Genomic DNA, 20,822 nt, shown 5'->3' on the forward strand with positions numbered 1-20,822 from the left:
TAACCGGTCAGCCAGGTCCAACCGGTGCCGACACGTTCCCGCCGGCGAGCGGGATCTCCTCGGCGCTCATCCGCCGACGGTCCCGTCCGCGACCCGGAAGGCCCGCCGGTACGCCGAGGGCGAGGTCTTCATCGCCCGCGCGAAGTGATGCCGATAGGTCACGGCAGTCTCGAAGCCCGTCGCCGTGGCGATCTCGTCGATCGACGCGGTGGTCGTCTCGAGCAGCGCCAGGCTCGCCTGGACCCGCTGGGCGATCAGCCACCGGATGGGGCTGGTGCCGCTGGCGCGCTTGAAGTGACGCAGGTAGGTGCGGGTCGACATGTGTGCCTGCCGGGCCAGCCCGTCGACGGTGAGGGGTCGGTCGAGGTGGCTCATCGCCCACGTCATGCTCCGGTTGATCCGGTCGTCGTCGTGGCCGACCGCGACCGGCGTCTCGATGAACTGTGCCTGGCCGCCGTCGCGGTGCGGCGGGATGACCAGCCGTCGGGCCACCGCGTTGGCGACGGTGGGGCCGAAATCGGTGCGGATCAGGTGGACGCACAGGTCGAGCCCGGCCGCGCTGCCGGCGCTGCTCAGCACGCCGTCGTCGTCGACGTAGAGCACGTCCGGGTCGACCCGGACCAGGGGGAAGCGCCGCTGCAGAAGCTCCGCGTAACGCCAGTGGGTGGTGGCGCGTCGGCCGTCGAGCAGCCCGGCGGCGGCCAGGGCGAAGGCGCCGGAACAGATCGAGACGATCCGGGCACCTCGTCGACGCGCTCCGCGCAGCGCAGCGATCACGGCAGGTGAGGGCGCGCCGTGCACGTCGCCGACCCCGGGAATGATCACGGTCTGCGCCGCCTCGAACACCTCCAGCCCGTTGGCGGTGACGAGCGTGGCGCCGCCGAGCATCCGCACCGGCTCCGGGTGCTCGGCGCAGACCGCCAGGTCGTACCACTCGACGCCGAGTTCCGGCCGGGGGAGCCCGAACACCTCCGTCACGATGCCCAGTTCGAAGGCGGACATCCCGTCGTAGGCCAGCACCGTAACGCTCGGGCCGGCGCTGTCCCGCGCGGACACCACGGTCATGGCGCGAACTTAGCGGATGTCGGCACTCTCGCCACTGCCGACCGCCCGACGGACCGGCCAGCATCGAGGGCATGTCTTCCGTACTCTCCGTCGCCCCGGCCGATCCCGCTGCCGCCACCGCCCACTTCGCGGCCCGATTGAGCTTCGAGACCGACGTCAGCGACGTGCACGCCGATCTGCACGCCGCCGTGGCGGGGTTGCTCGTGGTGGACTCGCGCAGTGCCCAGGCCTGGGACCAAGGGCATCTGCCTGGCGCCGTGCACCTGCCCACCGAGGAGATCCCGACGCGGGCGGCGGACCTGGTCCCGCCGGGCGCGGTGGTCGTCACGTACTGCTGGGGGCTGGGTTGCAACGGCGCCACGCGCGCCGCTCTTGCCTTCGCCCGACTCGGTCACCAGGTCAAGGAGATGCTCGGCGGATACGAGTACTGGGTGCGGGAGGGGTTCCCGGTGGAGACCGCCGTCGGTGCGGTCAGCGGGCCGGTCGACCCGTTGACCGCCCCGATCCGGCCGACGGCGGGCTGTGGCTGCTGAGGCGACCGCAGCCGGCGCGACGGCCGGACCGCGCTAACGGCGCCGGGATCCGCGCATGAACTGGTCGACGGCGGTCTCCGCGATCCCGTCGAGCAGTTCATGTGCCACCAGGTTGCCGTTGACCAGGGTGGCGATGCCCTGCATGGTCGCGAACAGCACGATGCCCGTGCGCTGCGAGTCGCCGGGCTCGAGCACGCCCTCTGCCTGTCCCTGCCGGATCAGGGCGTCCAGCAGCCCGAACGGCGCGGCGGCGGCCGCGACGAGTCGTTCGGCGCCTTCGCGGTGCTTGCCGGTGAACATCAGCTCCAGCAGCGCGGTGTCCTCGGTGGCAAACCTCAGGTAGGCCGCCGTGACGGCGTGCAGGCGCGGTGCGAACTCCTCGCCCGCGGCGTCCAGCGCCGCGCGCAGTTCCGCGTCCAACCGGGCGAACCCGGCCTCGGCGAGCGCGTCCAGCAGCGCCTGGCGGTCCGGGAAGTGGCGGCGGGGCGCGGCGTGGCTGACGCCGGCCTCGCGGGCCAGTTCACGCAGCGAGAGCTGGTCCGCGCCGTGTCGGCGCAGGCTGTGTTCGGCGGCGGCGAGCAAGGTCGTCCGGAGGTTTCCATGGTGGTACGCGGGCACGGCGCCCATGGTAGCCGAGATGTTGCCGTTGACAGCATTGTTAACGATGCCCACATTGTTGTCCATGACAACATTCACGACCGCGCAGCTCCCCACCATGACCGGCCGCACCGTCGTCGTGACCGGCGCCAACAGTGGCATCGGTCGCGCCGCCGCCCGCGCGCTCGCCGCCGGGGGCGCCCGCACCGTGCTCGCCGTCCGCGACCTCACCAGAGGGCGGGCCGCCGCCGCGACCATGGTCGGTGACGTCGTCGTCCGGCGACTCGACCTCGCCGACCTCGCCTCGGTCCGCGCGTTCGCCGCGGATCTCACCGACCCGATCGACGTGCTGATCAACAACGCGGGCGTGATGGTTCCCCCGCTCGGCCGCACCACCGACGGCTTCGAACTGCAGATCGGCATCAACCATCTCGGGCACTTCGCGCTCACGAGCCTGCTGCTGCCGAGGATCCGGGGGCGGGTGGTCACCGTCTCCTCCAACGGCCACCGGACCGGGAGGATCGACCTCGACGACCTCAACTGGGAACGGCGGCCCTACCGGGCGTTCGCCGCGTACGCCCAGTCGAAGCTGGCGAACCTGCTGTTCACCGCGGAACTCCAGCGCCGCCTCACCGAGGTCGGTTCGCCGGTGCTCGCGACCGCCGCGCACCCCGGGATGGCAGCCACCAACCTCCTCGCGCATCTCGACCACGAGCGGTCCCCGCTCCAACGGCTCCGCGCGACCGTCACCGAGCGCCTCTCGCAGAGCGACGAGGACGGCGCGCTGCCCACCCTCTACGCGGCCGTGGCGGACGTACCGGGCGGAAGCTACGCCGGCCCGGCCGGCCTCCTGCAGGGACGCGGCGCCCCCACGCTGGTCGGCCGGTCGAGAACCGCACGGGACAGCACGCTCGCCCGCCGCCTGTGGGCCCTGTCCGAGGAACTGACCGGCGTCACCTGCCCACTTGACAGGGCGCACACCCGCCCCGGCGGACCGTCATACTGTCCTTGATGGCCGTGGTCGTGCGTACCGAGGACGAGTGTCGCCTGTGGGCCGACCGGGCCGGCGAGGGACCGCCGCTGGTGTTCTGCCATGGCGGCCCGGGCCTCTGGGACCACCTCGAACCGGTCGCCCGGCTTCTCGAAGACGACGCCCGCACCGTCCGGTGGGACCAGCGCGGCTGTGGGCGCTCGCAACGGCGCGGGCCGTACACGATCGCGCGCTTCGTCGCCGACCTCGACGTGGTCCGCGAGCAACTCGGCGGCCCTCGGGTGGCGCTGCTGGGCCACTCGTGGGGCGCGCACCTGGCGCTGCGGTACGCCCTCACGCACCCGGACCGGGTCAGCCACCTGATCTACGTCTCCGGCACCGGCATCGACCCCGACCGCGGCTGGCACCCGCACTACGAGCGGAACCTGCGACTGCGGCTCGGCGCGCACCGTGGCCGGTGGGAGGCGCTCGGCGCCCGCGACCGCACGCCCGCCGAGGAACGCGAGTGGGCGGTGCTGCAGTGGTCGGCCGACTTCGCCGACCCCGACACCGCCCTGCGGCACGCCGAAGCCATGGCCACGCCCTGGCTGGGCGTCAACCGGGACTGCAACCGGGTCATCGGCGCCGAGGTGAAGCGGGAGCTGAGGGAGTCCGACCTCGCAGCGCGGTGCAGGGCGCTCGACCTGCCCGTGCTGATCGTCGACGGCACCGAGGACATCCGCCCGCGCTGGGGTGTCGACTCGCTGCACCGGGCATTGCCGAACTGTGCGCGGGTGAGCGTGGCCGGCGCCGGCCACCTGCCGTGGGTCGAGGATCCAGGCGGCTTCCGCCACGCGGTGACCACGTTCCTGGCGCGCCACCGTCCTCAGGGGGTGCGATGAGCGTGCTGGGGAACCTCGCCACGCAGCTGCCGGCGTTGCTCGGTGTGCTGGTCGGCACGGCCGGCACCATGCTCGCCACCGGCCTCAACGAGCGGACCCGCTGGCGTCGGAGTCAGACCGTCCGCTGGGACGAGCGGCGGCTCGACGCGTACGTGGAACTGACGAAGGCAGTCAAGGAGATCCACGCCGTGGCGACCCAGATGCTCAGCGAACACCGTCCCGGGGCGCGGCGGCCGGCGCTGGACCGGGACGAGGGGCGGGCCCGACTCGCCGAGGCGGACGTCCGGCACACCCTGGCCTGGGAGGCGGTGCTCCTGCTCGGCGACGAGGCCACCGTCGGCGCGGCCGCGGAGTGGCGGCACGCGGTCCGCGACATCGAGTCGGCCGCCCGGGCGCTGCCTGATCCGCCGACGGACGTGTCGGGCATGATCGAGCGGGCCGACCTGGGGCGTGACCGGTTCTACCGGGCGGCCCGGGAGAGCCTCGGTGTGCGCGGCGGTTCGGTGGAGCAGGTGCGGCACCTGCTCGCGAAGCCCGGCCCGGCGGAGCCGGCGGCGCTGACCCGACGGCTCCCTCCGGGACAGAGCCGTGGTGGACCGGCGGCATAGGACGTCCCACGAATCGACGCACTGTCATTAATGGATGTTCGGCTGGTATCGGCGGGACGATCATCCTGGTCGGATGTCGGGACGGACATCGCCGTTCGACGATGACAGGAGGGACCGTGCGCACACCATCCCGTGCGTTGACGGGGACCACCGCGCTGCTCATGGCAGCCGGCATGGTCCTGACCGCGGCTGCCGGCGGTCAGGCGGCACCCCGGGAAGAGACCCACACCCAGGCCTCACCCGACCACCTGCCGGGCGACCGGCACGACACCAAGGCCACCGACAACCGCAAGGGCCGCGTCGCGGCAAGCGCGCGGCAGCGGGACCGGGCCGCCGCGCTCGGCGCGCGGGTCCGCTGGACCGACTTCGGTACGCCGGCCACGCTCACCTCGACCGGCCGGCCGCTCGCCACCGGCCTGCCCGCCGACCCGGCCGCCGCGGCCCGGGCGTACGTGGCGGCGAACCGGGACGTGCTGGGGTTGACCGCGGAGGGCGCCGCCGCGCTGGAGCAGTTGACCGTGGCGCCGATGGGGCAGGGTGCGACAGTGCTGTTCCGGCAGCGCTTCGGTGAGCTGCCGGCCGCCGTCGACGGCATGCTGGCGGTCGGCGTACGCCAGGGGTCGGTCTGGCACGTCAGCTCCTCGCTCTCGCGTGACGGCGGGGCGCCGGCACCGGCCACGATCGACGCCGCCCAGGCGCGACGGGTTGCGGTCGCCGACGCCGGCCGCGCCGACGCGCAGGTGTCGCGTACCTCATTGGTCGCGGTGCCCACCGCGGACCGTGGGCCCCGCGCGGCCTGGGAGGTCGTGGTCGGCGCGGACACCACCGGCGCGGACCCGGCCGCCTACGCCACCTACGTGGACGCCCGCGACGGCGCGGTGCTGGTGCGCGAGGACCTGATCGACCACGCGGAGGACAACCCGTCCTGGGACGTCTTCCCGAACTCTCCCCGGGTGGACCGGTCCTCGGTCGACACCCGGGTGCGCTGGTGCGCCGCGCCGGCCGCCGGCTGCCGCGAGGTGGTCGGGGTGCCGGGGCACCCGGCGTGGGACGTGGACCCGGCCACCGGGGCGTCCACCACCACGACGAAGGGTAACAACGCGATCGCGGTGCAGAACTGGTTCAGCAACGACCCGTTCAGCGTCGGCACCGAGACCGCCACGCCGCGCCCGGACCGCACCTACGCCTACCCGTGGACCAACCAGTGGCAGGAACGGCGCTGCGACCCGGAGGTGTTCACCTCGCCGCAGGCCAACGACATCGACGCGGCCCGGGCCAACTTGTTCGGGATGCACAACCGGATGCACGACTGGACCTACCACCTGGGCTTCACCGAGGACACCTGGAACCTCCAGCAGGACAACCTCGGCCGGGGCGGCCTCGGCGGCGACGCCGAGCAGGGCAACGCGCAGGCCGGCGGCGTCAGCGGCGGCCCGCCGACGTTCCCGGCGCGCAACAACGCCAACCAGATCACGCCGCCGGACGGTGTCGCGCCGACCACCAACATGTACCTGTGGCAGCCGGTCGCCGGCTCGTTCTACGCGCCCTGCGTGGACGGTGACTTCGACATGTCGGTGATCGCCCACGAGTACGGCCACGCCGTCACCAACCGCATGATCGCCGGCCCGAGCGCCGGGGTCAGCTCCCCGCAGGGCATGAGCGAGAGCTGGTCGGACCAGCTCGCCATGGAGTACCTCCACGAGCACGGCTACGCCGCGCCGGGCCGGCGTGGCTTCACCATCGGCGAGTACACCACCCAGGACCCGAACGCGGGTATCCGCAACTACAACATGAGCGCCAGCCCGCTGAACTACTCGTCGGTCGACTACGACGTCACCGGCCTCCAGGTGCACGCGTCCGGCGAGGTGTGGAGCGCCACCAACACCGACATCCGCGCCGCCATGATGCGTCGCTGGGGCGCCGGCACGCCGGCCGTGCAGAAGGCCTGCGCGAACGGCCAGCGGCCGGTGACCGCCTGCCCGGGCAACCGGCGCTGGATCCAGCTCGTGGTCGACTCGTTCCTGCTGATGGCGGTCAGCCAGGTCAGCATGGTCGACGCCCGCGACGCGATGCTCGCCGCCGACCGGATCCGGTTCGGCGGGGCCAACCAGGACCTGCTCTGGAACGCGTTCGCCGCGCGCGGCCTGGGCGAGACCGCGTCCAGCGTCGGCAACGCCGACCCCGACCCGACGCCGGGCTTCACCTCGCCGTACGCCCGCGAGGGCTCGCTGCGGCTGCTGCCGCTCGGCGCGGGCGGGCCGGTGCCGGGCGCGCAGCTGTTCGTCGGGCGCTACCAGGCCCGGGCGGTGCCGGTCGCGGACACCGACGCGGCCACCCCGCTGACCGACCGGGTGGACCTGGTGCCCGGCACGTACGAGTTCGTGCTCCGGGCGCCCGGCTACGGGCACACCCGGATCGGCCCGGTGACGGTCAGGGCCGGGAAGACCCGCACCCTCGCGGTGGCGCTGCGACCGAACCTGGCCTCGGGCGGCACGGGCGCGACGGTCGCCGGCGACGGGATCAACCTGGCGTCGATCGTCGACGAGGACGAGGCCACCAACTGGGCGTCGCTGGGCGCGCCGGTCGCCGGGCGGCAGGTCACCGTCGACCTGGCCGGCGGGCTCCAGCAGGTACGCCGGGTGCAGGTCAGCGCGATGCTGCGGCCCCCGGTGGCCGGGGACGCGGACGCCGGCACCCAGAGCCGGTATTCCGCGGTGCGGCAGTTCCGGGTCCTGGCGTGCACCGCCAGGGGCGCGGTGACCTGCGCCGACGCGGCGGACTTCCGGCCGGTGTTCACCAGCCGGCCGGACGCCTTCCCGGCGGTGGCGCCGCGGCCCCGGGCGCCGGAGCTGGTGCTGCGCTCGTTCGACATCCCCCGCACCACGGCCACCCACCTGCGGGTCGAGGTGCTGACCAACCAGTGCACCGGCGCGCCGGACTACGCCGGTGAGCAGGACGCCGACCCGCGGGCGGCGACCGACTGCGCGACGGCCAGCCCGCAGGCGCAGAACGTGCGGATCGCCGAGTTCCAGGCGTTCGCGCGCTGAGCACGGGCGGGTGCGGGCGGCTCGGTCCGTCCGCACCCGCCACCGCCTGTTCACCCGGGATTTCGAGCACGGTCGCCGGGTGAGGGCTGTACGCCGGGCAGGATCCTCGGCAGACTGAGCGCCGACCAGCCAATGACGTTGGTCGATGCCTTGTCGGCTCGTTCAAGGAGGATCCCTTGACCCCGTTCCGCGCCGCCGCCACCCGTGTCCGCCGCGCCCTGGCCGCGTCCGCCCTGATCACCGCCGTGGCCGCCGCCGCGCTCGTGGCTCCCGCCACGGTCTCCACCCGGCTCGCCGACCCCGCCGAGGCCGCCGTCTACAGCTCCTGCACGCTGTCGCGCTGCGCGGACGCCCGCACCGCGCGTTCCGGGTGGTCGGCCAAGAGCTTCCCGACCAGCCGGGGCTGGTACTCCTGGACCGGTGGCCAGTGCAACTTCGCCGGCGGGCAGTTCTACAACCGCGAGGGCCAACTGCCCACCAACGCCACCTACTACGAGTACGACGTCTACCCGCGCGCCTGCAACGCCTCCCGCGACGCGTACCGGATCGTGGTCAACAGGAGCACCGGGACGACCTGGTTCTCACCCGACCACTACGGCAACTTCTACCGGCTCTGAGCGCCGCCTTCCGGAAAGGACAAGATCCCATGGGCGCAGCGTCCCCGCAGCCGCCGGCCTGGCTCACGCTCGACGCCGGCTCGGCGTCCGAACCGGCCGGCGTGCCGGTGCCCGGCGCGGCCACCCGCACCCGGGCGGCGCTGCACGAGACGCTCGCCCGAGCCCTGCCGCTGCCCGACTGGTACGGCCGCAACTGGGACGCACTGGCCGACGCCCTCGCCGACCGGCTCGAGGAGGGTCCGCTCACCCTCGTCGTGCGCGACGCCGCGCACCTGCTCGCCGACGAGCCGCCCGCCCAGCTCGGCACGCTGCTCGACGTGCTGGGCGCGGCGGCCGCCGGCGGTCACGGCACCCTGCGGGTGGTGCTGCGCGACCACCCCGACCGGCTGCCCGCCCTGCGCCACCGCATCGCCGCCGCCCTCGGCGGCCACGTCGGCGCCCCCGACGTCACCTGACCTGCCACTCTCGATGCGCCCGGCCCGGCCCGGCCTTGCCGCCACGCTCGCCCGCCGGTCCGGGGACGTGGCGTGATCGGGCGGTCGCGGCCGTCGCCACGTCGGCGGAGGGCCAATGGTGCGACCCGGTTGAGGCCGCCGACCGGCAGACGGGGTCAGCCCGTGGCCGCCGGGGACGGGGGTCGCTCTGGTTGCCTTTGGAGCTGAGAGCAGAAACGACTCAGCGACGTCTCCGGGACCGGCTCGTGCCGTCCGCACCGTCGCCGTCCGGGCTCACCGCACCGGGCCGGGTCTGGCGCACACTGTCGGGGCGGACCTCGGGCTGATGCCGTGGCATCGCACGAGTCGTTCCTGCTCTCAGCTCCAAAGGCGCTGGATCAGGAGGGACCGGCTGGCCGGCCGCGCGGGTGGGTGCGGGCGGGACGGTGTGTCGGCGGGTCAGTTCGGGTGGTCGAGGATGGCGCTGAAGCGTTCCTCGGCGAGGTCGAGCTGGGCGAAGATGTGCCCCTTGACCGGCGCGGACAGCGGCGTGTCCGGGCGGGCGATCAGCTCGCGGAACACCGGCACCAGAGGGCGGTACTTGGCGGCCGAGCGGGCCACCTTCGGCCCGACCATGTGGATCACGCCGACGCCGTTGTCGGTGAAGTCCGACACCTTGATCACCCGGGCCCAGGGCTCCCGGTCCAGGCTGGCCGCCACGTGCTCCCGGTACTGCGCGTCCCGGTCCCGCCCCGGGTCGTACGCCGGGTTCGTGACCGCCGCGACGAGCCGCGCCACCCGCGGGCCGAACCGCTCGGCGAGCGTGACCAGCGCCGCCCCCGTCACGTCGCCGCCCGCCGGCAGCCCGGCCAGCCCGGCCAGCTCGGCCGGGTGGTCCTCGACCGCGTCGTGCAGCAGCCCGGCGACGATCACCTCCACGTCGCGCACCTGGTAGTGGTGCATCAGCCGGATGGCCACCCGCAGCAGGTGGTTCAGGTACGGCTCGCGGACCCGGCGGTCGTCGCGGTGCAGGTCGGCGGCGAGGTCCAGCGCCTCGGTCAGCCGGGCGCGCGCGGACTCGTCGAACGCCTCGACCTCCAGGCGGAAGCGGGCCAGCAGGCCCGGCTCGCCGTGGATCTCGGTGATCGCGTGCATCGGCATGGTGGCGAGGTACGCGGGAAACTCCATGCGTCCCTTATAGCTGATCTTCGCTCGCTGTGGATGTCGGCTGGCCGACGCCATGGGTCACCAGCGCCGCCATCGGGGCAGGTCGCGCCAGGACATCTGCCGCCAGAACCGTTGTGACCCGGCCGTCGGCACGCTCTGCCACGGCGCCCGGGCTCGAAGGGCGTACCACCAACTGGCGAGGTCGGCCTGCCGCGCGCAGAAGTTCTGGTCCATCCGGTACCGCAGCGGCTCGCCCTTTGCCGGCAGGGGGCAGAGGCGGAAGGCGCAGTCGTCCAGGCACGTGCCGCCCGGTGCGCAGGGTTCCTCGCGGTGCACGCTGCGGTTCGGCTGCAGCGGGCCGCGGTCACTGGTCAGACACGGCGGCAGGTCACACCGGTCGGCTCGCCGCAACCTCTCCTCACGGGCCCCGAGGGTGGCTCCCCGATCGGCGAGATTGAGCAACACCATCACGTCGGCGAGGAGGCGCTCCGCCGGCGGCTTCAGAACGCTCCATCCCATCGAGTCCGGGATCCACAGCCGTTGCAGGTGCCGGACCTCGGGCGACGGGCAACACGAGCCGACCCGACTGGCCGTCTCCGCCTCGTCGATCCAGCAGAACCGTTCGGGCTGCCGGGTGACCAGCGCCGACACGCACAACCGGCCCGCTGCTCGCAGGAACGGGTGGGCGTCGCAGCGCTCCCGGTCGGGCACCCCGCTGCCGGCCAGGCGCAGCCAGTGCTGCACCAGCCCGACCGGGTTGGCGCCGTGGCCGCGCGGGGGTAGCGGTTCGCGGGGGTCCAGAGGCAGGGAGAGCAGGGTCAGAGACTGGATCAGGACCAGGTGGCTGTACCAGAACCGGGCGTGGGTGAGTGCCTCCTCGGCCTTCTCGATCAGGAAGCTGCGGTCCGTGTTCGGTCGGCCGAGGGGCAGTTGGCGAACGTTGGCGGCGAGCCGGAAACCCTGCGCGAGGGCGATTTCACCGGCGAGGTGGATCCGACGGCCACCGCCGGTCGGCCGGTGTGCCGCCAGTTCCCGCAGCCAGTCACGCAGGTAGCGTTCGGACTCCTCGGCGGCCGGGGAACCCGTCGGGGCCTCGGTGTCGCGCTGCGTCGACAGATGCAGCAGCGGCGCCGCCCAACCGCGGACCTGCTGCTCCCACGCCGCCGACTCGTCGGCGTCCGCGTCCAGGTGCAGCGGCCCGAGACCGCCGACGGCGTGCAGGGCCCGCGTGGCGGGCTCGCCGCCTGTCCCGATCTCCCGCGCGGCGGCGAGGCGGACCCGGTACGACCTCTCCTGCCGGGCCAGACGGAACAGGCTGTCGTACCCGGGCGCATGCTCCACGTACGGACCCTCGGTCGGCCGGCGACGTCGGTCGCCGATCAGCCGGGCCGCATCCCCCCAGCGCCGGACGAGACTCAGCTTGGCCTCGTCGAGAGGGCGGTCGCTGAGATCTCCCTCCTCGAATGTGGGCCAGCGCTTCTGGATGTCCTCGGTGATCATGTTGTGCGCGGGTGGGTCGGCGGACGTGTCGATCTCGAGGGCGGCGCCGTACATCTCGAGCTGCCAGCACTTGTTCGGCTCCTGGCGGGCCTGCGTGACGAGGCGGTGGACCAGACGACCCACCGGGTCACCCTCGGCCGGGCCGACGAACCGCCGAAGCGATCGGAGGCGGGACCCGTGCGACCGCAGCGACCTTTCTCCCTCCCGGGACCACAGGGTCAGCGCGATCAGCATCTCCTTGCTCGGCTGGCCCCGCAACGATTCGTCAAGCATCCGGGGGTAGACGCCGGGGGCGGTCAGCAGTTGCTCCGCCAGGAAGGCCTGGACGACTCCGTGCTGGAAGCGCAGGCCCCGTGGCTCCAGCCCGATGACCGAGAACTCCCCGGCGGTGGTGACGGCGGTGACCAGGTCGGCGCGTTCGTCGAGGTCAAGCCCGCCCCCGATCCGGCGCTCCACCGCGCGGCACAGGAAGTGGTACTGATGGTTCGACTGCTTCCAGCCCTCGACTTCGTCGTAGCTGACGTCCAGCGAGTCGCGCAGCACACCCACGCAGGCGAAGGCCGACACAAGGTCGAGGGCGTGCCGGCGTTCGTCCGGGTCGTGGCTGAAGTCCTCGCAGACGTATCCCTCCACGACGGCGCTCCGCCACGCGCGCAGGAGCTCCAGGCGGACCGCCGACCGGTCGACCGGCCGGCGCGCCTGCCCCGGGCCCGGTGGGCCACCCAGCCCTTCGGGCAGCCGCCGGAACCGGTGCAGGTCGCGGATCACCTTCAGGTACAGCGGTGACTCGGTCGCGTCCGCGTCGGCGACGAGTCTCGCGACGAGAGCCGGCCCCGGTACCCGCTCGTCCTCGCCCAGGCCGAACGTGAGGGCGTGTCCCTCGCTCAGCGGCTCCAGACCCACGATGACGGCCGGCATGCTCCGCAGCGGATCGTAGGGTCGGGTGGTGGCCACCAACGGCAGCCGGTTGTCGGCGGCCTTGGTGAAGGCGTCCCGCAGCACGCTGTCGTGCCGGCCTTCGTCGCCGTGTCCCTCGGTCCGGCCGACTTCCTCCAAGCCGTCGACGAGCACCGCGACCTTGTTGCCCCAGCGCAGCTGACGCCAGAGCCGGTCGGCCTGCCCGCCGCTGTACAGGTTCGGGTCGATCAGGTCGGTGAAGCGGTGCTGCGCCTCCTTTTCGAAGTCCACCCCCAGGGTGACGTCCAGCTCCCGCGCCCGCAGGACGATCGGCACGATCCCGCGGTCGGCCAGCTCGTGGGCGAGCTTCACCAGGACCGCGCTCTTGCCGGCACCTACGCCGCCCACCAGCACCATCGGGCACCGCACGTCGGGGTCGCGGACACGTTCGATCAACACCTCACACAGCTCTTCCCGCCCCACCACGTCGGCCAGCACGTCGTTGGAGGTGCTGACCAGCCGTTCGGGCTCCTGCCGCGCGATCCGTTGGTAGGCGGGGTAGACCCGGAGCCGGGTGAAGAGGTAGAAGAGCGCGAGGGCGAGCGGAAACGGGAACAACGTGGCCAGAAAGCCAGAGATCTTCTTGCACTGCGCGTCGCCGGTGCCGCACGAGTCACCCAGCCATCTGCCCGGCCCCAGGGGTGTGGTCGCCCAGTCGGCCCCGAAGACGACGTAGATCAACGGGAGCAGGAACTGGGTGGCGGCCCAGACCAGCAGTGTCACGCTGACGACGGCCGCGAGGGCGTACCACCACCAGGGTTGGTGCCACCAGCGGGCCGGGGCCGCCGGCCGGGCCGCCGCGAGCCGCCACTCCTCCTGGGACCGGCCGGTGTACCAGGTGGCGGCCCGCCGGAAGGTCACCTCGACCCAGGTACGCGGCGTCCACAGCCACCCGCGCCAGAGCGGACCGCGCATCCGTCGCACCCCCCTCTGCCCGCCGCCGTACGAGCAAAGGCGGAGAATTCTCACCTCGGATCCAGGCTAACCCGCCTCCGAGCTGGGCAGACGGGGTTTGCGTCAGCCGGCAGGTGCGAGCCGCTTGACCAGGCGGACGCAGGTGCCCTCCGGGGTGCCGACGATGGTCGCCTCGTCCATCACCCGGGCCATGATCAGCCGCCCTCGGCCCCGGTCGCTGGCGTCCTCGCCGTCGGTGGGGCGCCAGCCGCCGTGGTCGCGTACCTCGATCTCCAGGCGGTCGCCGCGCAGCTCGACCCGGAGCGTGGTGATCCCCTCGGGGGCGAAGCGGTAGCCGTGCTCGATGGCGTTGGCGCAGGCCTCCCCGGTGGCGATCAGCACGGTCTCGACGTCCCACTCGTCGACGCCCTGCGCGTGCAACCAGGCGCGCAGCCGCTCCCGGGTGGGCGCGAGCCGGCTGGGATCGGCCGGGAGGTCGATGGTGAGGACCTGGCCCGACGTCCCATCCGTCACGTCCGGCCCTCCGTCCCGTGCCCGTCCCCGGGCCTGGGCGCCCACTCGCGCTGCCACCCCCTGCTTGTCACCCTCTTGTCCCCGGTGGCCGCCGTTTCATGCCACCGACGGACGGTCCGTCAAAGGTGATCATCGCGCATCGCGGCCGGCGTGTCAGCCGACACCCCCGGAGGAACTGCCCGGGCCGACGTCCCCGCGGGGAGACGCCGGCCCGGGCGGCGGGTGGGAGTGGGTCAGAGCGGCAGCCGGCCGGCGCCGGCTCCGACGCCGACCACCAGCGGGACCAGCGGTGCCGGCAGCGGCGGGGCGGCGCGCAGGGTGGGCGTCCAACCGGCGTCGCCGCCGAGGTCCGGGTCGTGGACCGCGTTGTACGCCGCGCGCAGGTCCATCGGCCGGGGGAGTCGGTCGCCCCGCTTGACCCAGCTCCCGCGCTCGGTGAGCGCGGTGCCGCCCCAGTCGTGGATGAGGTCCGCCGGGTCGACGTCGTCGGCCAGGGTGAAAAAGTTGTTCTCCGCGTAGATCGCGGACTGCACGCCGACGCCGAGGGCGTACTCGAAGCCGGCGCCGCCGAGCCGGTAGTGGTTCTCGTGCACGTCCACCTGACCGAAGCGCACCCGCGGCAGGCGCTGGAGGTCGCCGTCGAAGAGGTTGTGGTGCACGGTGACCTTCAGCCGGCCGACGTCCGGGCCGACCGTGTTGGAGGAGCCGATCAGCATCAGCTTGTCCCGGCCGACGAACCGGTTCCAGGACGCGGTGACCAGGCTGGCGGTGTGCGTGACGTCGAGCGAGCCGTCGTGCACCTGCCAGGGGCGGCCGAAGTAGACGGGCTGGGCGCGGTCCGGGTTGTCGCCGTCGGTGAACGTGTTGTGGTCCACCCAGACGTGCTCGCTGCGCCGCACCGAGATCTGGTCGTACTGGGAGTTCCAGTTGCCGGTGTCGCCGTCGGTGGGGGACCAGGCGGGGAAGCAGTCCCGGGCGTCGGCGAACTCCAGGTTGCGCACGATCACGTTGGCGACCCGGTCGATCATCAGGGTCAGCCCGGTGAGCCGGGCGCCGCGCAGCCCGACGATCGTGGTGTTGGACCCGACGTTGATCTGGGTCTGGGCGGTCTGGGCGGTCACCGAACGGACCCGGGCCGCCTCCAGCGGGCCGGCCGGGTTCACCCGTCCCCAGACCGCCGGGTCGTACGCGGCCAGGTAGGCCGCCAGCGAGTACTCCGGGTCGGCCAGGTCGGCGCAGTCCAGCGGCGTGCCGTCGGATCCTTCGAAGCCGTCGATCGTGCCGGCCACGTACACGATCTTCGGGGTGGCGTCGGTGGCGTTCGTGGCGTTGTCGCCGCCGAGCGCGGCGACCAGCTCGGCGCGGGTACGCACCACGCGCACCCGGTCCGCGGCGGCGGCCGCGCCGCCGGTGGTGCCGGCACCCTCGGCGGCCCAGCCGTCGTTCGCCGCCAAAGGTTGGCGGCCGATCAGCTCTGCCGCCCGGGACGGGTGCTGCCCGGCGGGGGCGGCCGGCGCGGGCGCGGCGATGGTGAGCGTGAGCGCGGCGGCGAGGACCGCGGCGCCGACTGTTCGTCTACGCATGACTCGTTCCGTCCTGTCAGGTGGTGGTGGGTGGTGTCGGCAGGTCCACGTCGTACGGCCGGGTCGCCCACGGCACCCCGGCCTCGGACGGCAGCGCCCCGGTCTCGGCCGCCGCCCGCAGCACCTCGTCGACGCCCCGGATCACCCGCACCCGCTCCGGGCCGTCGCCCACCACGCGCACCAGGTCGCCGCCGAGCAACGTCGGCTCCGGCGCGTCCCGCAGCGCGTCCAGCACCACGGTGAACGGCCCGGTACGCGCCAGCGGCGCGATCAGTGGCGCCCCGGCGGCCCGGTGGTCGAGCAGGTTCGCCAGCAGCCCCTGCCGGCCGGGTACGACGCGCGGGCGGTCGTCCGAGGGCAGGCGTAGCCGGTCGGTCGGGTACTCCAGCACCGCCCGCCCCCGCTCGCCGGTGACCAGCACGTCGCCGGGGACGTGCTCCTCGGCGGCCAGGGTGAGCGCGGCCAGCACCGGCGGGCCGGTGTGCGGGGTGAGCCGCAGGATGGCGGTGTCGTCCACCTCGATCGGGCGCACCCGGTAGCGCTCGATCTCGATCCGGGCCGGCCGCACCGGCGCGCCCGTCACCGCCTCGGCCACCGCCAGGCACTGCATCAGCGCGTGGGCGAGCGGGTTGGCCAGCGCGCCGTCGAGCGCCCGCCGGCCGTCCACCGAGCGCCGCCCGGCCCAGGGGGACCGGGTGTAGTAGGCATCGGGGCGTTGCCAGGCGGCGACCGTGGCGACGCCGGTGACCGGACCGAGCCGGCCGGCGGTCAGCGCGCCGGTCAGCTCGGCCAGCGCCGCCGAGCCGAGCGCCTGGAAGTTGACCTGCACCGCCCGCCCGGCGGCGGCGGACGCGGCCAGCAGTTCCCGGTGCTCGGCCAGGTCGAGCACCGGCGGCTTCTCCAGCAGCAGGTCGGCGCCGGCGGCGAGCGCGTCCCGGGCGATCGGCAGGTGGGTGTGCGGCGGCGTGCAGATCACCACCACGTCGGGGCCTGACGCGGCGAGCATCGCCCGGTGGTCGGTGAAGACCGCCGTCCCGGGCGGCGTCGGCGTGTCCGGCTCGGGCTCCGGCGGGCGTACGTCGACCAGGGCGACCAGGCGCAGCCGGCCGGCGGCGTGCAGCGCGGCGATCACCCGCCGGTGCCAGCGTCCGTGCCCGTTCGCCCCGACCAGCGCCACCCGGGGCGGCACGCCGCCGGTCACCGGGCGGCCGCCAGGGTGGCGCGGACGCCGTGGCGTTCCAGCGCGGTCAGCCAGCCGGTCACGTCCGCGCGGAACTCCTCGTCGGCGGCCAGCTCGGCGGGGAAGACCTCGCGGACCGCGAACACCGCGTCGACCACGCCGGCCGGGGTGTGTCGGCCCTCGGCCAGCGCCGCGCGCAGCCGGTCGGCGAGCGGGTCGTCCAGCGGCAGCGGGCGGCCGTCGTCGGCGTAGCCGAGCAGGAACCGCAGCCAGGCCGCCACCACCAGCGCGCTCCACCGCGCCGACCGGCCGGCCGAGCGCAGGTCGGCGACCGTGTGCAGCACCCGCTGCGGCAGCTTCTGCGAGCCGTCCGAGGCGACCTGCGCCGTGCGGTACCGGATGGCCGGGTTGGCGAACCGGGCGAGCACCTGCTCCCCGTAGTCGGGCACGGAGACACCCGGCGGCGGGGTGAAGCTCGGCGCGATCTCCTCGGCGACCAGCCGGCGCAGCACCGCGTCCAGGCGCGGCAGCGCCAGCGCGTCGACGACCGTCTCCGCGCCCGCGAGGGCGCCCAGGTAGGCGGTGGCCGAGTGCACCCCGTTGAGCGCGCGCAGTTTCAACCGCTCCCACGGGCCGGCGTCGTCGGTGAGGACCGCGCCGGCCCGCTCCCAGGCGGGACGGCCGCCGGGGAAGTCGTCCTCGATCACCCACTGCGACCACGGCTCGGCCGCGACCGCCGCCAGATCGGTCACGCCGAGCGCCCGCCGGGCGCCCTCCCGGGTCTCGTCGGTGCTGGCCGGCACGATCCGGTCGACCATGGTGCCGGGGCAGGAGACCAGCGCCGCCACCCGGTCGAGCGTCGCGTCGGGCGTACGCGCCAGCGCCAGGCACTGGTCCACCAGGCTGCGCAGCCGGCGTCCGTTGGCCGGCAGGTTGTCGCAGCTGACCAGCGCCAGCGGCCCGGCGTCGGCGGCGGCGCGGGCGAGCAGCCCGCGTACCAGCAGCCCGGGCACGGTACGCGGCGGCCGGTCGGTGGTCAGGTCGGCGGTCAGCTCCGCGTCGGCGGCCAGCGCGCCGGTGACCGGGTCGAGCTGGTACGCCTTCTCGGTCACGGTCAGCGTGACCACCCGGATCGCCGGGTCGGCGAGCAGGCGGACCACCGCGTCCGGGTCGCTCGCGGCGTGCCGTACCCCGGCCAGCGCGCCGACCACCCGGGTCGACGTGCCCCCGGCGGCGAGCGTGGTCACGCTGAACAACGCGTCCTGCGCGGCCAGCGCCTGCACCACGTCGGTGCTGCGCGGCGCGACGCCGACGATGCCCCAGTCGCCGCCGGCCGCACCGACCGCGGCCTCGGTGTGCACCGCCTGGTGGGCCCGGTGGAACGCGCCGAGCCCCAGGTGGACGATGCCGGCCGGCACGGTGCCGGGGCGCACCAGCGGCCGGCTCTCCTCGGGCAGCCGGCGCAGCGTGGCCAGGCCGAGCCGGCCGGTGTCGACGGTCAGCGCCATGCCGGTCCCTCCGGGAAGCGGAACTCGGCGATCGACTCCGGCCGCATCGCGGCGCTGTAGCCGGGCGCGGTGGGCAGCAGGTAGCGCCCGCCCCGGGTGCGGACCGGGTCGACGAAGTGCTCGTGCAGGTGGTCCACGTACTCGACCATCCGGCCGTCCAGCCCGGTGCTCACCCGCAGGTGGTCGAAGACGGCCAGGTGCTGCACGTACTCGCACAGGCCGACGCCGCCGGCGTGCGGGCAGACCGGCACCCCGAACTTCGCGGCCAGCAGCAGCTCGGCGAGCACCTCGTCGACGCCGCCGACCCGGCACGCGTCGACCTGCATCACGCCGATCGCCTCGGCCTGCAACAGCTGCTTGAAGACGACCCGGTTGGCGGCCACCTCGCCGGTGGCGACCCGGCACCGGCCGCCGGACAGCTCGGTCACCGCGCGGGCGATCCGGGCGTGCCCGAGCACGTCGTCGGCGTGCGTCGGCTCCTCGATCCAGTAGGGGTCGACCTCGACCAGCGCCGCCATCGCGGCGATCGCCTCGTCGACGTCCCACACCTGGTTGGCGTCCATCATCAGCAACGCGTCCGGGCCGATCTCGGCCCGGATGATCCGGGCCCGCCGCAGGTCGTCGTCGAGTCGCCCGCCGACCTTCATCTTCACCGCGCGCCACCCGGCCGCGTACGCGTCGCGGGTCAGCGCCCGCACCTGCTCGTCGGGGTAGCCGAGCCAGCCCACCGAGGTGGTGTACGAGGGGAAGCCGTCGCGCTCCAGCCCGGCGAGCCGCTCGGCGAGACCGTCGCGTCCCTTGTCCAGGATGGCCGCCGCCTCGTCCGGGGTGAGCGCATCGGTGATGTGGTGGAAGTCGACGGTGGCGACCAGCTCGTCGGTGGGCATCTCGGCGAGGAAGCGCCACATCGGCTTGCCGGCGAGCTTGGCGCGCAGGTCCCAGACCGCGTTGACCAGCGCGCCGGTGGCCATGTGGATGACCCCCTTCTCCGGGCCGAGCCAGCGCAGCTGCACGTCGGCGGTGAGCGAGCGCCAGAACGCCACCGGCTCGGCGGCGATCTCGGCGACCGCGCGCCCGCGTACGTGGTGGGCGAGCGCGCGGACCGCCGCGCAGGTGATCTCGTTGCCCCGGCCGTTGGTGAAGGTGAAACCGGCGCCGGTCGGCCCGCCGTCGGTGGTCAGCTCCACGTAGGTGGCCGAGTAGTCGCCGCGGTTGATCGCGTCCGAGCCGTCGCCGCTGGCGGCGGTGGGGAAGCGCACGTCGTGCACCGCGACGTCGACGATCCTGGTCATGCCGGCTCACCTCCGAACTTGAAGACCTGCTTGGGCAGTCGGTAGGCCAGGTCGACGATGGTCTCGGCGGCCTCGTCCGCGTCCAGCCGGTGCTCGGCGACGAGGCGGGCCAGGAAACCGGCGTCGACCCGGCGGGCCACGTCGTGGCGTACCGGGATGGAACAGAACGCGCGAGTGTCGTCGACGAACCCGGCGGTGTTGTAGAAGCCGGCGGTCTCGGTGACCGCCTCCCGGAACCGGCGCAGCACCTCCGGCGAGTCGAGGAACCACCAGGGCGCGCCGAGGCGCAACGCGGCGTAGCCGCCGGCGAGGGGCGCCAGCTCCCGGGTGAAGGTGTCCTCGTCGAGCGTGTAGAGCACCAGGGTCAGCCGGGGATCGTTGCCGTGTGCGTCCAGCAGCGGGGCGAGCCCGTGCACGTAGTCGGTGGCCTGCGGCACGTCGCCGCCGACGTCGCGCCCGTGCCGGGCGTGCAGCCAGCGGTTGTGGTTGCGTACCGCGCCGGGGTGCAGCTGCATCACCAGGCCGTCGTCGAGCGACATCCGGGCGAACTCCAGCAGCATGTGCGCCCGGAACGCCTCCGCGTCGCCCGCGTCGGCGAGGCCGCGCCGCCCCCGGTCGTAGAGCGCGGCGGCCTCCGCCGGGTCCAGGTCGAGGGTACGGGCGGTGGGGTGGCCGTGGTCCGAGGAGGTGGCGCCGGCGGCGGCGAACGCCTCCCGCCGCCGCCGCAGCGCGGCCAGGTAGCCGGCGTACGTGCCGGTGTCCTCGCCGGAGACCTCGGCGAGCCGGTCCACGTTGGCCGCCCAGCCGTCGAACTCCATGTCCACCACGTCGTCCGGGCGGAACGTGGTGACCACCCGCCCGCCCGGGCCGCCCCAGCCGTCGGCGGCGAGCTTCGCGTGCCGGCCCAGGTCGTCCAGGGGCGACTCGGTGGTGGCGAGCACCTCGATGCCGAAGCGGGTGAACAGCTCCCGGGGGCGGAACGCCGGCTCGGCGAGGCGGGCCGCGAGCGCGTCGTAGACGGTGTCGGCGGTGGCGGGGGAGAGCGGCGTGTCCACGTCGAACACGTTGCGGAACGTCTGCTCCAGCCACAGCCGCGACGGGGTGCCCCGGAACAGGTGCCAGTGCGCGGCGAACCGCCGCCAGATGGCGCGCCCGTCGGTCTCGACCGGGCTGCCGTCGACGCTCGGCACGCCCAGGTCGGCCGGGGGGACGCCCTGGCTGAGCAGCATCCGGGTCAGGTAGTGGTCGGGCACGATCAGCAGCCGGGCCGGGTCGGGGAACGGGCGGTCCTCGGCCAGCAGCGCCGGGTCGACGTGCCCGTGCGGGGAGATGATCGACTGCTCGGCGGCGCGCGCGTACAGCTCGCGTGCCAGCGCGCGCTGGCCGGGCTCGGCGGGCAGGAGCAGGTCGCTGGGGGAGATGATCGGCACGGGG

At 74.0% G+C, this 20,822-nt stretch carries 17 protein-coding genes; 7 read left to right on the forward strand and 10 right to left on the reverse strand.

Annotated features, from left to right (window positions below; all coding sequences use genetic code 11):
• Window positions 1–66 precede the first annotated feature (66 nt).
• Window positions 67–1,065 carry a transcriptional regulator FtrA gene (gene ftrA, locus O7598_RS11925; RefSeq protein WP_269691389.1) on the reverse strand — a complete coding sequence of 333 codons (999 nt, stop codon included), beginning with the start codon at window positions 1,063–1,065 and terminating at the stop codon, window positions 67–69.
• 71 nt (window positions 1,066–1,136) lie between these two features.
• Here ftrA and O7598_RS11930 point away from each other — a divergent pair, with 71 nt between their 5' ends.
• Window positions 1,137–1,598, forward strand: a complete 462-nt coding sequence (locus O7598_RS11930; protein WP_269691390.1) for a rhodanese-like domain-containing protein — start codon at window positions 1,137–1,139, stop codon at window positions 1,596–1,598.
• 33 nt (window positions 1,599–1,631) lie between these two features.
• Here the strand turns inward: O7598_RS11930 and O7598_RS11935 are convergent, their stop codons facing one another.
• Complete coding sequence (locus O7598_RS11935; RefSeq protein ID WP_269691391.1) at window positions 1,632–2,282, reverse strand: TetR/AcrR family transcriptional regulator; 651 nt, start codon at window positions 2,280–2,282, stop codon at window positions 1,632–1,634.
• On the opposite strand from O7598_RS11935, the gene O7598_RS11940 reads away from it, so the two are divergent.
• From O7598_RS11940 to O7598_RS11965, 6 genes are all read left to right on the forward strand, one after another.
• Entirely contained in the window at window positions 2,281–3,207 is a 927-nt protein-coding gene (locus tag O7598_RS11940; RefSeq protein ID WP_269691392.1) for an oxidoreductase, read from the forward strand. The two genes, O7598_RS11935 and O7598_RS11940, sit on opposite strands and share 2 nt — an antisense overlap.
• A complete protein-coding gene (locus O7598_RS11945; RefSeq protein ID WP_269691393.1) occupies window positions 3,207–4,067 on the forward strand; it encodes an alpha/beta fold hydrolase in 861 nt (286 codons plus the stop codon). Before O7598_RS11940 ends, O7598_RS11945 begins: the two co-directional genes overlap by 1 nt.
• Complete coding sequence (locus O7598_RS11950) at window positions 4,064–4,675, forward strand: hypothetical protein (protein ID WP_269691394.1); 612 nt, start codon at window positions 4,064–4,066, stop codon at window positions 4,673–4,675. Before O7598_RS11945 ends, O7598_RS11950 begins: the two co-directional genes overlap by 4 nt.
• 137 nt (window positions 4,676–4,812) lie before the next feature.
• Window positions 4,813–7,722: a M36 family metallopeptidase gene (locus O7598_RS11955; RefSeq protein WP_269691395.1), complete on the forward strand. Its 2,910-nt coding sequence runs from the start codon at window positions 4,813–4,815 to the stop codon at window positions 7,720–7,722.
• A 176-nt stretch (window positions 7,723–7,898) separates the two neighbouring features.
• Entirely contained in the window at window positions 7,899–8,339 is a 441-nt protein-coding gene (locus O7598_RS11960) for a ribonuclease domain-containing protein (RefSeq protein ID WP_269691396.1), read from the forward strand.
• Window positions 8,340–8,368: 29 nt separating this feature from the next.
• On the forward strand, window positions 8,369–8,794 hold the full coding sequence (locus tag O7598_RS11965; RefSeq protein ID WP_269691397.1) for a barstar family protein: 426 nt from the start codon (window positions 8,369–8,371) through the stop codon (window positions 8,792–8,794).
• Between the two features lie 438 nt (window positions 8,795–9,232).
• Here O7598_RS11965 and O7598_RS11970 read toward each other — a convergent pair whose 3' ends face one another.
• The 8 genes from O7598_RS11970 to uxaC all read right to left on the reverse strand — a co-directional run bounded on the left by O7598_RS11970 (window position 9,233) and on the right by uxaC (window position 20,818).
• Window positions 9,233–9,961, reverse strand: a complete 729-nt coding sequence (locus tag O7598_RS11970) for an HD domain-containing protein (protein ID WP_269691398.1) — start codon at window positions 9,959–9,961, stop codon at window positions 9,233–9,235.
• Window positions 9,962–10,018: 57 nt separating this feature from the next.
• Window positions 10,019–13,312, reverse strand: coding sequence for an ATP-binding protein (locus tag O7598_RS11975; protein ID WP_269691400.1), 3,294 nt, complete (start codon window positions 13,310–13,312; stop codon window positions 10,019–10,021).
• Window positions 13,313–13,414: 102 nt separating this feature from the next.
• Entirely contained in the window at window positions 13,415–13,825 is a 411-nt protein-coding gene (locus O7598_RS11980; protein WP_269691401.1) for an ATP-binding protein, read from the reverse strand.
• Window positions 13,826–14,058: 233 nt separating this feature from the next.
• Window positions 14,059–15,408: a pectate lyase family protein gene (locus O7598_RS11985; protein WP_269691402.1), complete on the reverse strand. Its 1,350-nt coding sequence runs from the start codon at window positions 15,406–15,408 to the stop codon at window positions 14,059–14,061.
• Between the two features lie 16 nt (window positions 15,409–15,424).
• The gene (locus O7598_RS11990) at window positions 15,425–16,609 is read right to left on the reverse strand and encodes a Gfo/Idh/MocA family protein (RefSeq protein ID WP_269691403.1); all 1,185 of its coding nucleotides are present in this window, start codon (window positions 16,607–16,609) and stop codon (window positions 15,425–15,427) included.
• The gene (locus O7598_RS11995; protein WP_269691404.1) at window positions 16,606–18,096 is read right to left on the reverse strand and encodes a mannitol dehydrogenase family protein; all 1,491 of its coding nucleotides are present in this window, start codon (window positions 18,094–18,096) and stop codon (window positions 16,606–16,608) included. The genes O7598_RS11990 and O7598_RS11995 overlap by 4 nt, the downstream gene beginning before the upstream one ends.
• A complete protein-coding gene (locus tag O7598_RS12000; protein ID WP_269691405.1) occupies window positions 18,087–19,388 on the reverse strand; it encodes an enolase C-terminal domain-like protein in 1,302 nt (433 codons plus the stop codon). Before O7598_RS12000 ends, O7598_RS11995 begins: the two co-directional genes overlap by 10 nt.
• Complete coding sequence (gene uxaC / locus O7598_RS12005; protein WP_269691406.1) at window positions 19,385–20,818, reverse strand: glucuronate isomerase; 1,434 nt, start codon at window positions 20,816–20,818, stop codon at window positions 19,385–19,387. Before uxaC ends, O7598_RS12000 begins: the two co-directional genes overlap by 4 nt.
• Between the last annotated feature and the right edge of the window lie 4 nt (window positions 20,819–20,822).

The organism is Micromonospora sp. WMMC241, from assembly GCF_027460165.1.
GTDB classification, from domain to species: domain Bacteria; phylum Actinomycetota; class Actinomycetes; order Mycobacteriales; family Micromonosporaceae; genus Micromonospora; species Micromonospora humi.